Source organism: Superficieibacter sp. HKU1, assembly GCF_029319185.1.
In the GTDB taxonomy this organism is placed as follows: domain Bacteria; phylum Pseudomonadota; class Gammaproteobacteria; order Enterobacterales; family Enterobacteriaceae; genus Superficieibacter.
In genome coordinates, this window is sequence record NZ_CP119754.1 from 4,477,563 (window position 1) to 4,492,620 (window position 15,058).

Here is a 15,058-nt window from a genome sequence, read left to right on the forward strand (position 1 = left end):
TGACGCTGGCGAACCCTAATGAACCCGATAAAAAGAAGAAAACATATTCTTGATGAAGTAAACAAATTCGGTGAAGTCACCGTTGTTAAATTATCGGAAACGCTAAACGTCACGTCAGAGACCATTCGCCGCGATCTTTCCCTGCTGGAGACCGAAGGCCAAATTACCAAAATCCACGGCGGCGCGGTTAAAAAGCAGGTCGTTCAGGAAGATGCTTTCAGCGCCCGCATTGATGCCCACCGTGAAGAAAAAATGGCGATTGCTCAATTAGCCGCCAGCATGGTCAGCGAGCGGGATACCCTGTTTATTGATTCCTGCACCACCAATCTTATTCTCGCTGAATACCTGCCGCCGATTGCTTTTTCAGTGATTACCAATTCCGCCTTAATCGCCGATAAAATAAAAGAACACAACCTTCAGGCTCGTGTTTATGTATTAGGCGGCGAATATGATTACCATTTTCGCGCTAACCTTGGCGTTTCGGTTTGCCAGCAAATAAACGCTATCCATGCCGATATTTGTTTCATCGGCGCTGGCGGCATTTCCCCCCAACATGGCGTACTGGTGAAAAGTTTTGACGAAGCGTACGTTGCTAAAGCGATGATCACCATGAGTAAAAAATCGGTGATCCTCGCCGACCATACCAAATTTGGCCAGGACGGGGTGATGTGCATCGCGACCTTAAAAGAGATTGATAACATCATCACGGATAAAGGCTTTAAAACAACGGGTTATACTCAGCAGGATTTTACCGGGAAGGTGCGACTGGCGGAGTAAATGCTATCCGCCCTTTCTGTATTGCCGTACACTGGACTCTCCAGCTGAATGAGGGCACCCCCATGGCACTCCCCCGCATTACCCAAAAAGAGATGACTGAGCGTGAACAGCGCGAACTGAAAACGCTGCTCGATCGCGCCCGTATTGCGCACGGTCGCCTGCTGACCAACGCAGAGACCAACAGCGTGAAGAAAGAGTACATCGATAAGTTAATGGTGCAGCGAGAAGCAGAAGCGAAAAAAGCCCGCCAGGCGAAGAAAAAGCAGGCTTATAAACCCGATACGGAAGCATCGTTTTCCTGGTCGGCAAATACGCCGACACGCGGCAGACGTTAACGCCCCTTCTTCTTGCGTCCCGGCCCGGTAAAGCGTTTACCGTTTGCCGCCGGGCGCGCTTTCTCTTTCTCAGCGGATTTTTCGATCTTCACCACCGGGCGCTTGATGCCCGCCGTTTTCGGCTTCGCTTTTGCCTTCGGTTTCGCTTCTGAAGATGAGTTCTCAATCAATTTGAACAGGGTGATCAACTCATCATCGGTCAGATCGCGCCATTCACCCAGCGGCAAGCCTGACAGGCCGACATTCATAATGCGCGTGCGCTCAAGCTTCGTCACTTCATAGCCAAAGTGTTCGCACATGCGGCGAATCTGGCGGTTCAGCCCCTGAATCAGCGTAATACGGAACACAAACGGCGCTTCTTTTTTTACCTTACACTTCTTCGTCACCGTGCCGAGGATCGGTACGCCCGCGCCCATTCCACGAATAAACTCGTCGGTAACCGGCTTATCTACCGTCACCAGATACTCTTTTTCGTGATCGTTACCGGCGCGCAGTATTTTGTTCACCAGATCGCCGTGGTTGGTGAGGAAAATCAGCCCCTGAGAGTCTTTATCCAGACGGCCAATCGGGAATACGCGTTTGCTGTGGTTAACGAAATCGACGATGTTATCGCGCTCGCTGTCTTCCGTCGTACTGACGATGCCCACTGGCTTGTTCAGGGCGATAAACACCAGGTCTTCAGCTTCGCGCGGTTCAATCAACTGGCCGTTAACCTTGACCACATCGCCAGGATTCACCTGATCGCCGATGGTGGCGCGCTTGCCGTTGATGAAGACATTGCCTTGTTCGATAAAGCGATCCGCCTCGCGGCGCGAGCAGATGCCGCTTTCACTAATGTATTTATTTAATCGGATGGATGAGTCGGGCAGCATAAATTCTCCTGTAAAAGCGAAATATACCGCACCTGAAGGAGAGGAAAAACCGTCGCGTGCAGGTTCCGTTCGTTAAATGCGGTTTGTGATGTTTTCGATGGCGGGGCAGGTACTATTCGATGCCATCTCGTAATCACTCTTACTCGTCCTCTTGAATGGTAACGGATTTTTAAAGTTCAAAATCCCTTTAGCAAAAATCATCTACTATTCTTGGTACATGGAATAAATTTCCATTGTGAGATTTGGTTTTACTTTTTTTACGTTTATAGCCCTCCTTTTTATGAATGGCATCATCCGGCTCATGAAGAGCCTTAGTGTTGAAGGTGACTATGTTTCCTGTTTCTTCAGTCAGTTCCTGGTTCCGAACGCAAAGATTAATCAAAGGACAACAGCTATGACTCACATTCACGAGCACGCCCCAATTAACACGTATCCCGACACTCGTCTGCCCCTGCCTGCCACGAGCAGCAGTGCGGTATCATGGGGGGCCATTTTTGCCGGCGCGGCAGCAGCGGCATCCCTCTCTTTAATTTTGCTGATGCTGGGCACCGGTTTGGGTCTTACGTCGGTTTCGCCCTGGGAAAGTCGCGGGCTTGACGCCGGTACGGTGGGTATCGCTGCCATCGCCTGGCTGACGTTTACCCAAATTGTTGCGTCGGGTATGGGAGGCTATTTATCCGGACGACTGCGCACGAAATGGGTCGATACACAGCGCGACGAAGTTTATTTCCGCGATACCGCGCATGGTTTTTTGACCTGGGCTGTGGCGGCGCTGATATCTGCTGCGCTATTAACGAGCACGGTGGGTTCCATCATTGGAGGGGGCGCTAAAGTCGTGGGTACCGTCGCCGGGGGAGCAGCGGCAACCACGGCGGCTGGTGCCGCGAATATGGCGGACGGATCGTCTGAAGCACAAGGTTCGTCGATGAATTATTTCGTTAACTCAATGTTCAGGGCGAACAATCCTGCCACACCGGCAAACAACGCTGCCGATCCCGCTGCGCCTGCAACGCCACCTCCAGTTCATCAACCCGTTTCCCCTGCCCAGTTAGGCGAAGTGACCGGTATATTTGCTAACAGCATTACCACCGGCGCCTTACCCCAGGAAGATCGTCAGTATGTCGCACAGTTGATTGCTCAAAATACGGGTATCAGTCAGCAAGAGGCTGAACAACGGGTACAGAGCACCTATGACAAAGCGCAGGCTAAATTAAAAGAAACGAAGGAGAAAGCGCAGCAAGCTGCCGATACCGCACGCAAAGCCACGAGCTATCTCATGCTCTGGACATTCATTTCCTTACTGGCAGGGGCCTTCGTAGCCAGCCTGTGTGCAACCTTCGGTGGCCGTCAACGTGATTTATAATCTTTAATTATACGAGAGGTTAAAAATGCGCTCATTATTACTGTTCTTTTTAGGCGTACCCATTCCAATCATTATTCTGATTGCACTGTTTTTCCATTAATGCCAGTGTAACGACATGACATTTTAATCAGTTATATCAGGATAGTTGCAGGCAAAACATAAATGCCCGAAAGGGCATTTATGCCCGCCCCCTTTTACTACCGCAAAGGTCAATGACCTCCTGTAAGTCTCCCGAACCCCGGCACACTCACCGTCCTGAATTCACCTCTTTCGCCAGCGTTTGTAGCTTCGCTTTCAGCCAGTTAGTCGCGCCTCGCTGACCACTGCGTTTATGGGAATAAATCTTCACTTCAAATGAACGTATTGCGAACGGTAATGGGAAAATCTTGATATTTATTGCCGGAATCAGCTTCTCAGCGGCAAAACGGGGGATCGCCATCAGCAGGTCGCTTTCCGCAACAATGAACGGCGCGCTGAGCATAGACGGTGTTTTGATCGCTATCTGTCGTGTATGTCCCATCTGCTCAAGCTGTAAATCTACAACGCCCCGCTTTTCATTCCAGGGCGTCACAACAAGATGCCTTTCGGCAAGATAATCCTCCAGCGTCAGCTGTGTTCGGTTGCTGTTGCTGATGACGACATACTCATCTTCGAACCAGCCGATCTCGTCCAGTTCCGGATGCCGGATATCATCCGACGTGCTGAATCCAAGCGCCAGATCCACTTCGCCCGCCAGCAGTTCCGTCAGTGCCGGGCTGTGAGGCAAATAGAGTAGCTCAAAGCGTAAACCGGGCGCCTCATGCTGCAGTTTGTGCATCAGGGCAGGGAAAATACAAAACGCGGTAAAATCCGTTATCGCAATCTGTAAACACTCCGTACTACCGGCGGCTTCAAACTCCGTTTGCGGCGTCAGTTCCTGATTGAGGAATTTCAGTGACGAAGCAATAGAAGGCGCAAGCTGTGTGGCATAGACGCTGGGGCACATACGGTGGCCTTCCCGGTAAAATAACGGGTCATTGAGAGTGATACGCAGCCTCGACAGCGCATGGCTCAGCGCCGAGGTGCTCATCGCCAGTTCATCCGCAGCCAGGCGAACGGAACGGTGACGATAAATCGCGTCAAAAACAGGCAGAAGGTTTAAATCAATCCGCCTCAGTGCTGGATGCATAATATTCATCATTTGGTGATTTCATTGCACTTAATTCTCCTGACAATAACCCTTATGCTTAGCGTCATCAATGTCGACACCATTCAGAAATGACAGGAAAACTAATGAGTATCACGATTCGCCAGGCCCGCCCGGAAGATGCAACGGCAATTTACGATATGATCTATGAGCTGGCTGTGTATGAAAAAGCCCCGGAAGAAGTGGTCACCACGCCGGACGAGATCCGGGAAACTCTCTTTGGTGCAGGCAGTAAAACCGAAGCGTTGATTTGTGAGATGGAAGGTAAAACCGTAGGCTATGCCGTTTTCTTCACCAGCTATTCCACATGGCTCGGGCGTAACGGTATTTATATGGAGGATTTGTACATTTCCCCTGATTATCGCGGTCAGGGCGCAGGAAGAGCGTTGTTGAAAAATATTGCGCAATGCGCAGTGAAACGGCAGTGCGGTCGCCTTGAATGGAGCGTACTGGACTGGAACCAGCCCGCCATTGATTTTTACCTGAGCATTGGTGCATTGCCGCAGACTGAATGGGTCCGCTATCGCCTTGATGGTGAAGCCCTGCTGAAATTTGCCGAAATTACTGAGTAACTCGACGCTGCCGGGCAAGAGCTGGATGGAGTATTCGTTGCCGGAGGGTCATAAAGGCGAGGGAGGGACAAGCGGTGCCCGGTGATCCAAACACCACTTATGTGTTCAGGGCCAGTGAGGTGGCAGTTGCGCTTGAAGCGGGTCACCGGTTTTGACCATCGGTGCGTTGAATGCCGGATGGCGCTGCGCTTATCCGGCCTACGGGGTGGCAATTTCCGGACTTTAGGTCGTAGCGTGTACATGCCCTACAAAATGAGCCAGGGCGGCAACCGTAGGCCCGTGCAAGCGAAGCGCCGCCGGGCGGGTAATCAAAAACGGTGCCGGATAAGCTCTTTATCAATACTCATCCCGTTCATCATCCTCGTCCGGCTGTTCCAGCACGCCGTAAGCCACCGAACAAAACAGCGAGTTCAGACGCTTCATATCGCCCAGCAGGCCCAGATGCAGCGAGCTGGTCTCAATGCTCTGCACGTTTTGCTGGTGCAGGCGGTCAACGTGTGCGTGCGAGTAGCGGCGGTTGAGAATGCGGAAACGGTGTTTGCTGCGGCGCAGGCGGCGGGCGCTGGTGACGTCGCCGGAGAAGAAGACGGTCATCGCCAGTTTGAGGTTATTGAGCAGCTGATCGTACAGCGCATCCAGCTCTTTTACGCCTTCCAGTGAAAACGCGCGCCGTGCGGCCAGTGATTTATCGGCGATTTCACTACCCATGCGTTCGATGATATCCGAGGCCTGTTCAAGGTTGAGCGACATCTCAATAATCTCTGCCCAGCGGCGGGACTCTTCTTCCGCCAGTTCATCTTTCGGCATCCGTGCCAGATAGAGTTTGATGGCGGTGTAAAGTACATTGATATCGTCGGCGAGTTTGCGCAGTTCTTTTTCCTGGCGTGGTTCGCCGTGCATCACCTTCTTCAGCCCCTCCAGCATCTGCTCCATCGCGTCGCCTATGCGCAGGGTTTCCCGCGCGGCGTTAGCCAGCGCCAGCGTTGGCGTATCCAGCGCGCTGGTATCCAGATGCTTCGGCTTCAGGCGCGCATCCAGTTCCGGTTCGTCGCGGATCACCCGCTCGCAAAAACGTGCCATCACACCAGCGAAAGGAACCATCGCCAGGCAGCGGATCAGGTTATAGAAGACGTGGAAGTAGATCACCATTTCGGCTTCCGGCAGCGGCAGATTGCCCATCGCATTCGCCAGTATATGCACGAAAGGCAGGATAATCAGACTGCCCACCAGCTTAAATAACAAGCTTCCCAGTGCGACACGGCGGGCAGCAGCATTGGCGGCGCTGTTGTTGAGCATCGCCAGCAGGCCCGAACCGAGGTTTGCGCCAATGACCAGGCACAGCGCCACCGGGAAGGAGATAATGCCTGCCGTGGTCAGGGTAGCCGTTAAAAGTACGGCTGCCAGGCTGGAGTAACTGATGATGGCAAAGACCGCACCAATCAGCGCATCCAGCATGATATCGCCGGTGAGCGAAGCAAAAATAACCTGCACGCCGTTGGCCTGGGTAATCGGCGTGACGGCCTGCACGATAAGCTCCAGCGCCTGTAAAATCAGGCCGAGACCGATCGCCACGCGCCCGAGTTGTCCGGCGCGCGACTGTTTACGTCCGAGGAAGAAAATCACGCCAACAAAAATAAGCAGCGGCGATAGCCAGGAGAGATCGAAGGTAAGAATACGCGCCATCAGCGCGGTGCCGACATCAGCGCCCAGCACAATCACCAGCGCTGGCGTCAGCGCTACCAGATCCTGCGCCACAAACGATGTGACCAGCATGGTGGTGGCATTACTGCTTTGCACCAGCGCAGTCACGCCAATACCCGCGCTGAAGGCGAGCGGTTTTTTCTCAACGCTGCGGCTGAGGACGGTACGCAGTCTCGCGCCAAAGACGCGCATCACACCGGTACGCACGATGTGGGTGCCCCAGACCAGCAGGGCGACAGCAGAAAGCAGGTGTAACAACGTTAACACGGAAGGTGTGCCTCCTTAATTGTTATTGGTTTCCCTGGGACAAAAACGCCGGACGCGGCCGCATTTACGCGGCCCGCCGTTTATTACAGTATAAGAGGTTAATTGTAATAAAGAGACAACAGACTCAAAGCGTCTTCGATGAGTTGTAAGACGCTATTTCCCCACGCAGGCGCCTGGCTGCGCTTTACACCACACGATAGAGGCGATTTTGAGAATTTCAGAGACGATGAAAAGGATAACGCTTACGGCAACGCTTCCGGCTCCTGCAAAATATACCAACAGTGTCAGGAGGGGAATGGAGCCTGTTAAGGTAATTACCCGCCCTGCCTCCTGGAAAATAAAAAACAGGGTGTTGATGTCTTTTTTACAGATAAACGACCATGCCGAGTAAAACAGCGTTATCTTCAGAACAAAGCCGATCGCAAATAATGTCAGCATCCAGATGACCAACCCGCCGCCAGCGCCGTAGCCGATCGCTGAATCGTGAAAATGAACGATATCAGTGATGAAAGGGATCCGGCCCATATGGATCGCCAGCGCGATATAACTCGCCAGCGCCAGCAGATCCATCATTCCCCAGAAAATATAAATGCCCTTTTTAAAACGCATCGTGTGCTTCCTTTCAGGCTGGTGATCCGTTAATGATTAATCCGCATCGTACCCCAGATTCGGTGCCAGCCAGCGTTCAACGTCGGCCACGCTCATGCCCTTACGTCGCGCATAGTCTTCAACCTGGTCACGCTGGATCTGCGCCACAGCATAATACTTGCTGTCAGGGTGGCTGAAATACCAGCCGGAGACCGAAGCGCCCGGCCACATGGCGAAAGACTCGGTGAGCTTCATGCCGGTGTGTTTTTCAACATCCAGCAATTGCCAGATGGTCCCTTTTTCCGTGTGCTCCGGACAGGCCGGGTAACCGGGCGCAGGGCGGATCCCCTGATAGTTCTCGCGGATCAGCTCCTCATTACTGAGGTTTTCGTGTGCCGCATAGCCCCAGTACACTTTACGCACCCGCTCGTGCAGATATTCAGCGAAGGCTTCCGCCAGACGATCGGCAATGGCTTTGACCATAATCTTGTTGTAATCGTCGTGTTGCGCGTCGTAAGCCTCGGCCAGAGCGTCCTCTTCCAGTCCACCGGTGACGGCGAAGGCTCCGATATAATCCGCCTTGCCGCTCAGTTTGGGTGCCACAAAATCGGCCAGGCAGTAGTTGGCAAAACCGACTTTTTCCGTCTGCTGGCGCAGATGATGGCTGACGGTCAGTACATGTGTACGCGTCTCGTCGCGGTAGATCTCGATATCATCGCCCACGCGGTTGGCCGGGAAGAGTCCCACCACGCCGCGCGGGTTGAGTGATTTCTCTGCGCTTAATTGATCGAGCATGGCGTTAGCATCGTTAAACAGGCGTTGCGCTTCCTCGCCCACCACCTCATCTTCAAGGATGCGCGGATATTTCCCTGCCAGCGACCAGGTCATAAAGAACGGCGTCCAGTCGATATAGTTGCGCAGGGTATCAATGCTGGCGGTGATGTCCTGCACGCCCAGGCGATGCGCGACCGGCGGCGTGTAGCTGGCCCAGTCAAATGCCAGATCGTTATCACGCGCCGCCGCCAGCGTCACCGGCGGCGTACGCGGTTTCTTGCGGCCGTGCTGGATGCGCACGGTGTCGTACTCTTTACGGGTGCGGGCGACGAACTCATCATGTTGGGTAGCAGACAGTAATGCCGCCACCACGCCGACAGTGCGCGAGGCGTTCTGTACATAGACCGTCGGACCGCTGTAGTTCTGCTCAATTTTCACTGCCGTGTGGGCCTTGGACGTGGTCGCACCGCCAATCAGCAGCGGAATGGTAAAGCCCTGACGCTCCATCTCTTTCGCCACGTTCACCATTTCATCCAGCGAGGGGGTAATCAGCCCGGAAAGGCCAATCAGGTCCGCATTGACCTCTTTCGCAGTTTTGAGGATCTTATCCGCCGGAACCATCACGCCAAGATCGATAATTTCGTAGTTATTACACTGCAACACCACGCCAACAATGTTTTTGCCGATGTCGTGCACGTCGCCCTTCACCGTCGCAATTACCATCTTACCGTTACTGGAGCCTTTCTCTTTGCTGGCTTCAATATAGGGTTCGAGATACGCTACCGCCTGTTTCATTACGCGGGCGGATTTCACCACCTGTGGCAGGAACATTTTCCCTTCGCCGAACAGATCGCCGACCACGTTCATACCGTCCATAAGCGGACCTTCGATGACTTCAATCGGCCGCGTTGCCTGCTGGCGGGCTTCTTCGGTGTCCTGCTCGATAAACTCGGTGATACCTTTGACCAGCGAGTATTCGAGACGCTTTTTCACGTTCCAGGAGCGCCATTCCGCCTGCTGAGCGTTAGCAGCCTCGTCGGTTTTACTGCCGCGATATTTTTCTGCCAGATCCAGCAGACGCTCGGTGCCATCGTCACGACGGTTGAGGATCACATCCTCTACCGCATCGCGCAGCTCGGCGGGCAGATCGTCATAAATCGCCAGTTGCCCGGCGTTAACGATGCCCATGTCCATGCCGTTGCGAATAGCGTAATAAAGGAAAACAGCGTGAATGGCTTCGCGCACCGGGTCGTTGCCACGAAACGAGAAGGAGACGTTGGAGACGCCACCGGAGATCAGGGAGTGCGGCAGTTCGCGTTTAATGTCTTCGCAGGCACCGATAAAATCCTGCGCGTAGTTGTTGTGCTCTTCAATGCCGGTGGCGACCGCAAAGATATTCGGGTCGAAGATAATGTCTTCCGGCGGAAAACCCACCTCTTCGGTCAGGATCTTATAAGCGCGGCGGCAAATCTCGATTTTACGCTCGCGGGTATCCGCCTGGCCGACTTCATCAAAGGCCATCACCACCACGGCGGCACCGTAGCGGCGCACCTTTTTGGCATGCTCAATAAACGGCTCAACGCCCTCTTTCATTGAGATGGAGTTAACGATGCCTTTGCCCTGAATGCACTTCAGCCCTTTTTCAATGACCTCCCATTTCGAGGAGTCGATCATGATGGGCACCCGGGCGATGTCTGGCTCACCGGCAATCAGGTTGAGAAAACGCACCATTGCCGCCTCGGCATCGAGCATCCCCTCGTCCATGTTGATATCGATAATCTGTGCGCCGCTTTCCACCTGCTGACGCGCCACATCCAGCGCCTCGCTGTATTTTTCTTCTTTAATCAGGCGTTTGAATTTGGCGGAACCGGTAACGTTAGTACGTTCACCGACGTTGACGAACAGGCTATCGTCGCCGATGTTCAGCGGTTCAAGGCCGGAAAGACGGCAGGCCACCGGGATATCCGGCAACCGGCGCGGCGGCAGACCTTCAACCGCCCGGCTCATGGCGGCGATATGCTCCGGCGTCGTGCCGCAGCAGCCGCCAACGATGTTCAGGAAGCCGGCTTCCGCCCATTCACGGATTTGCGTCGCCATGGTGTCGGCGTCAAGATCGTATTCACCAAAGGCGTTAGGTAGCCCGGCATTCGGGTGCGCGGTGACGTAGCATTCAGCAATGCGCGAGAGTTCCTGCACGTACTGACGCAGTTCGTCCGGTCCCAGCGCGCAGTTCAGGCCAAAGGTGAGCGCGTCGGCGTGGCGCAGGGCATTATAAAAGGCTTCGGTCGTCTGGCCGGAGAGCGTGCGGCCGGAGGCGTCGGTGATGGTGCCGGAGATCATGATCGGCAGATCCACACCCAACGCCTCAAATTCCTCTTTCACCGCGTAAATCGCGGCTTTGGCGTTAAGCGTATCGAAGATGGTTTCGATTAATATCAAATCCGCGCCGCCTTTCACCAGCGCGTTGGTGGATTCACGGTATGCCGCCACCAGCTGATCAAAGGTGATATTACGGTACGCCGGATCGTTGACGTCCGGTGAAATTGATGCCGTGCGGTTAGTCGGACCGAGAACGCCTGCAACGTAGCGCGGTTTTTCCGGCGTGCGGGCAGTCCATTCGTCGGCGCAGGCGCGGGCCAGTTTAGCTGCGGCGTAATTGATTTCCGCTGACAGGGATTCCATCTGGTAATCCGCCATCGCGATAGTCGTGGAGTTGAAGGTGTTGGTTTCAATGATATCCGCACCTGCCTCGAAGTAGGCACTGTGGATAGCGGCGATAGTCTCTGGCTGGCTCAATACCAGCAGGTCGTTATTGCCTTTCAGATCGCACGGCCAGTCGGCGAAGCGCTCGCCGCGGAAATCCTGCTCATCCAGACGATAGCCCTGGATCATGGTGCCCATGCCCCCATCCAGAACCAGAATTCGCTCATTTAACTGCGCACGCAGTTGTTCCACTTTGCTGCTCACACCGACTCCCGACACAACGCTCAACGTAACACGCCATACTGGCACAAAGCGTGCAGGTGGAAAAGAGAGCAGTCCCTAACATGAGACAAGTTCATTCACACTCATCCGATGAGCATGGTTGTTGTTGCATTATACTCAGATAAAACGAAAATGATTTCCACGATACAGAAAAGGAGTCGCTTATGGTTGCCCCCGTTCCCGCAAAACGCGGCAGAAAACCTGCCCCTGCCACCGCACAACAGGCAACCGGCCAGGTTCAGTCCCTGACGCGCGGTTTAAAGCTGCTGGAGTGGATTGCTGAATCTAACGGCAGCGTCGCGCTGACCGAGCTGGCGCAGCAGGCCGGTTTACCCAACTCCACGACGCACCGCTTATTGACCACCATGCAGCAGCTTGGTTTTGTCCGCCAGGTGGGTGAACTGGGGCACTGGTCAGTGGGCGCACATGCTTTTATGGTCGGCAGCAGCTTTTTGCAGAGTCGTAATCTGCTGGCGATTGTCCACCCTATCCTGCGCTCGCTGATGGAAGAGTCCGGCGAGACGGTGAACCTGGCGGTACTCGACCAAAGCGATCATCAGGCGATTATTATCGATCAGGTACAGTGTACGCAGCTGATGCGTATGTCGGCCCCTATTGGCGGTAAACTGCCGATGCACGCCTCCGGTGCGGGAAAAGCGTTTCTTTCGCAATTAAGCGAAGAGCAGGTGACCGGGCTGCTGCATCGTCAGGGACTGCATGCGTATACGCACGCCACGCTGGTGTCGCCGCTGCATCTGAAGGACGATCTCGCCCAGACGCGTAAGCGCGGCTATTCGTTCGATGATGAGGAGCACGCGCTCGGCCTGCGCTGCGTGGCGTCCTGCATTTATGATGAACATCGCGAGCCGTTTGCGGCCATTTCTATTTCGGGGCCGATATCGCGTATTACCGATGACCGGGTGACCGAGTTTGGCGCGATGGTGATTAAGGCGGCGAAAGAGGTAACGCTGGCGTATGGTGGAGTGCGGTGATTTTTACATCCCTGATAAAACGTTACAGAGAATGATGTGGATCCTGCTTTTCATGCAATATCGCCAGAACGAGAATGCCTGTCGAGACTTCTCGATAATAAATAATATGGCTTTCTACAGGAAAGCTGCGGATACCTGGAAAAAGATCGACGCTGCGGTCACGTCCGGGAAAGGGACGTCTGTCGAGAACGTCTGTCATCGTCGTGCGAATGACGGAGGAATAGACTTCTGCCACTTCCTTCCCCCAACGACGCGTTGAATAAATTCTGATTGCGCGAATATGCTCTTTAGCTTTAGTCGTAAATTTTACGCTCATCCCTTAGCTTTGCCCTCAATGATCGTTTAGTTCATCCTGAGTTAAGGGGCCAAATACATCGTCAATATTGTGTAGCTTCCCTTTATCGGCCTGCGCCAGCGATTCAGCCAGAATGGCTTTCAGACTCTGTAATTTGAGTTCAGTAAAACGATCATATTCTTCAGGGGAAATAACCACGGCCACTCGCTTACCGTGTTTGCTGATCTCTACAGGTTCATGCTGGACTTTCATTAATAAATCTCCAAACTGGTTCTTCGCGTGCTGTGCGGGCATAACATGCATAGCCTCTTCTCCCGTCTAAAATGGCTCGAATGTCCAATACAGACATAATAGAAAGAAGAGGTTGACGACTCCAGTGAAATCGTCGTTAACCCGCCTGCACTACATGTCGTTGTTAGCATATCAAATACCTGCGCCACGATGTGTAAACGACAGTACAGTACCGGAGGGTAGACCGCCAGCCGCCCATTTCATTACTGGAAAGCGGCTCGCAAAAGCGCAGGCTCCGTCGCGCCGTAGCGCACGCTAAACCGCTGCCGACGGCGATAGGCGTACACATCCTCTACATGACCTTCGCGGATACGCGCCTGTAACGACCGCCAGTAGTCGGCGCGAAAAAGGTCGGCGTGCATCTCTTCAAACAGCGGACCGATACGCGGATCGGCACACAGCCAGTGGCGAAATTCTTCCGGGAAGACATCCCCTGGCGCAACGCTATACCAGGGTTCGCTGGACAGTTCATCTTCCGGGTAACGCGGTGGCGGGATATCGCGAAAATTTACTTCCGTCATATAGCAAATTTCATCGTAATCGTAGAACACCACGCGACCGTGACGGGTGACGCCGAAGTTTTTGAACAGCATGTCGCCGGGGAATATGTTGGCGGCGGCAAGCTGCCGAATAGCATTGCCGTACTCTTCAATCACATCGCGCAGCTGCTGGCCCTCCACCCGCTCCAGCCAAATGTTTAGCGGCACCATGCGGCGTTCGATATAAAGATGGCGAATGACGATGCGATCGCCGAGATCGGCAATTTTTTCTGGCACTTCAGCCTGTAAAAGCGCCATCAGTGCCGGAGAGATCTGCCTTTTCTCCAGCACAAAGTTTTCAAATTCCTGGGTATCCGCCATGCGCCCGACGCGATCGTGTTCTTTAACCAGTTGATAGCAGGCGCGTACGTGCGCCGCAGACATCTCCTTTTGCGGAGCAAATTTATCTTTGATGATTTTAAATACCCGGTCGAAGCCCGGCAGGGTAAACACCAGCATCACCATGCCGCGAATTCCTGGCGCTTCGATGAACTGCTCATCGGTGCCGGTGAGGTAAGCCAGATATTCCCGGTAGCTTTCGGTTTTTGCATGCTTCTGGCAACCGATCGCCATGTACAGTTCGGCAGTGGTCTTGCCCGGCAGGATCTCCCGTAGCCATTCGACCAGTGCAGCAGGCAGCGGGGCATAAACCATGAAATAGGAACGGGCAAAACCAAACACGATGCTGGCTTCGTCAATACCCGTCAGACAGGCATCAACAAAGAGTTCGCCGTCATCCGAGCGGTGAATCGGCAATAAAAAGGGCAGCGTGCCCACCGGAGTGACTATTTTACCCACCAGCCACGCGGCTTTATTACGGTAAAAAAGTTCATTGGCAATATGCAGATGCGCCTGGCGTAGCAGCACATCGCCGAACGTTTCTGTCAGTTGCGCAATGATATAACCCACATCGCGCAGCCGATCCTGCCAGGGTAAACGCAGCGGTAAATCGCTTAACATTTTACCCAGCAGCGTTTCCCAGCCGTGTTCAGGGGAAAACGTTTTCGCCAGCGGGCGGGGAATGGTGCGAAAGCGGTGTTCTGGCTGGGAGCTGAAAATAAAAAGCCGCTCGGGTGTTAACGAGCGGTGGTCAAATAACCGGCAATAGACGGAGTTAAAAAAGCTTTCCGCTATCTCAAAGCGAGGGTAATCCGGAAGTAAGGCGGTATAGTGCTGTTTTACGCGCAGCAGGAATTCCGCATCGGTATTTTTGCCATCGGTGATGCAACGCAGCTGCTCGACCACCAGGCCGACATGATGGTCGTAGAGATGAATACGATTTTTCATCGCCTGCTGAACGGCGTGCCAGTCCGCCTGTTCGAATCGCTGTTGCGCGCCGGAGGTGACCTCCAGAAATCGACCGTACTGCGCGTCGAAGCCTTGCAGGATGGTTTGCGCTATGAGTAATTCCAGGCTTCGCGTCATCTTTTGCCCTCATCCGGGATTGGCCGGATGGCGCATTCGCCTATCCGACCTGCGTACTACGGTGAGCCAGTGAACATCGCACTACCGGACATAAGG

13 protein-coding genes and 1 pseudogene are annotated in these 15,058 nt (G+C 53.8%); 6 read left to right on the plus strand and 8 right to left on the minus strand.

What is annotated here, in order from left to right; translation table 11 throughout:
- The first annotated feature begins 18 nt into the window (after positions 1 to 18).
- Together P0H77_RS21330 and P0H77_RS21335 are read left to right on the plus strand one after the other, a co-directional pair.
- Entirely contained in the window at positions 19 to 777 is a 759-nt protein-coding gene (locus P0H77_RS21330) for a DeoR/GlpR family DNA-binding transcription regulator (RefSeq protein WP_276159160.1), read from the plus strand.
- Positions 778 to 839: 62 nt separating this feature from the next.
- The gene (locus P0H77_RS21335; protein WP_276159161.1) at positions 840 to 1,112 is read left to right on the plus strand and encodes a DUF3811 domain-containing protein; all 273 of its coding nucleotides are present in this window, start codon (positions 840 to 842) and stop codon (positions 1,110 to 1,112) included.
- On the opposite strand, the gene rluF is transcribed toward P0H77_RS21335, so the two are convergent.
- Complete coding sequence (gene rluF / locus P0H77_RS21340; protein ID WP_276159162.1) at positions 1,109 to 1,984, minus strand: 23S rRNA pseudouridine(2604) synthase RluF; 876 nt, start codon at positions 1,982 to 1,984, stop codon at positions 1,109 to 1,111. The genes P0H77_RS21335 and rluF overlap by 4 nt on opposite strands.
- 394 nt (positions 1,985 to 2,378) lie before the next feature.
- Here rluF and P0H77_RS21345 point away from each other — a divergent pair, with 394 nt between their 5' ends.
- On the plus strand, positions 2,379 to 3,347 hold the full coding sequence (locus tag P0H77_RS21345; RefSeq protein ID WP_346429453.1) for a hypothetical protein: 969 nt from the start codon (positions 2,379 to 2,381) through the stop codon (positions 3,345 to 3,347).
- A gap of 247 nt (positions 3,348 to 3,594) precedes the next feature.
- Here P0H77_RS21345 and P0H77_RS21350 read toward each other — a convergent pair whose 3' ends face one another.
- Positions 3,595 to 4,527 carry a LysR family transcriptional regulator gene (locus P0H77_RS21350; RefSeq protein WP_276159164.1) on the minus strand — a complete coding sequence of 311 codons (933 nt, stop codon included), beginning with the start codon at positions 4,525 to 4,527 and terminating at the stop codon, positions 3,595 to 3,597.
- 92 nt (positions 4,528 to 4,619) lie between these two features.
- On the opposite strand from P0H77_RS21350, the gene P0H77_RS21355 reads away from it, so the two are divergent.
- The gene (locus tag P0H77_RS21355) at positions 4,620 to 5,105 is read left to right on the plus strand and encodes a GNAT family N-acetyltransferase (protein ID WP_276159165.1); all 486 of its coding nucleotides are present in this window, start codon (positions 4,620 to 4,622) and stop codon (positions 5,103 to 5,105) included.
- A 65-nt stretch (positions 5,106 to 5,170) separates the two neighbouring features.
- Positions 5,171 to 5,260 (plus strand): annotated as a pseudogene (locus P0H77_RS21360) (dipeptidase PepE); the annotation flags it as partial.
- Positions 5,261 to 5,441: 181 nt separating this feature from the next.
- Here P0H77_RS21360 and P0H77_RS21365 read toward each other — a convergent pair.
- The 3 genes from P0H77_RS21365 to metH form a co-directional block, all read right to left on the minus strand.
- Positions 5,442 to 7,073 carry a Na/Pi cotransporter family protein gene (locus tag P0H77_RS21365; protein ID WP_276159166.1) on the minus strand — a complete coding sequence of 544 codons (1,632 nt, stop codon included), beginning with the start codon at positions 7,071 to 7,073 and terminating at the stop codon, positions 5,442 to 5,444.
- Positions 7,074 to 7,226: 153 nt separating this feature from the next.
- Positions 7,227 to 7,682 (minus strand): hypothetical protein, encoded by a 456-nt coding sequence (locus P0H77_RS21370; RefSeq protein WP_276159167.1) that lies wholly within the window; start codon positions 7,680 to 7,682, stop codon positions 7,227 to 7,229.
- A 36-nt stretch (positions 7,683 to 7,718) separates the two neighbouring features.
- Positions 7,719 to 11,402, minus strand: coding sequence for a methionine synthase (gene metH / locus P0H77_RS21375; RefSeq protein ID WP_276159168.1), 3,684 nt, complete (start codon positions 11,400 to 11,402; stop codon positions 7,719 to 7,721).
- Positions 11,403 to 11,584: 182 nt separating this feature from the next.
- Between metH and iclR the strand changes: the two genes are divergently transcribed.
- Positions 11,585 to 12,412 carry a glyoxylate bypass operon transcriptional repressor IclR gene (gene iclR / locus P0H77_RS21380; protein ID WP_276159169.1) on the plus strand — a complete coding sequence of 276 codons (828 nt, stop codon included), beginning with the start codon at positions 11,585 to 11,587 and terminating at the stop codon, positions 12,410 to 12,412.
- A 22-nt stretch (positions 12,413 to 12,434) separates the two neighbouring features.
- Here the strand turns inward: iclR and P0H77_RS21385 are convergent, their stop codons facing one another.
- The 3 genes from P0H77_RS21385 to aceK all read right to left on the minus strand — a co-directional run bounded on the left by P0H77_RS21385 (position 12,435) and on the right by aceK (position 14,962).
- Positions 12,435 to 12,728 (minus strand): type II toxin-antitoxin system RelE/ParE family toxin, encoded by a 294-nt coding sequence (locus P0H77_RS21385; RefSeq protein ID WP_276159170.1) that lies wholly within the window; start codon positions 12,726 to 12,728, stop codon positions 12,435 to 12,437.
- A 15-nt stretch (positions 12,729 to 12,743) separates the two neighbouring features.
- Positions 12,744 to 13,010 carry a type II toxin-antitoxin system Phd/YefM family antitoxin gene (locus tag P0H77_RS21390; RefSeq protein WP_276159171.1) on the minus strand — a complete coding sequence of 89 codons (267 nt, stop codon included), beginning with the start codon at positions 13,008 to 13,010 and terminating at the stop codon, positions 12,744 to 12,746.
- Between the two features lie 191 nt (positions 13,011 to 13,201).
- Positions 13,202 to 14,962: a bifunctional isocitrate dehydrogenase kinase/phosphatase gene (gene aceK / locus P0H77_RS21395; protein ID WP_276159172.1), complete on the minus strand. Its 1,761-nt coding sequence runs from the start codon at positions 14,960 to 14,962 to the stop codon at positions 13,202 to 13,204.
- Positions 14,963 to 15,058 lie beyond the last annotated feature (96 nt).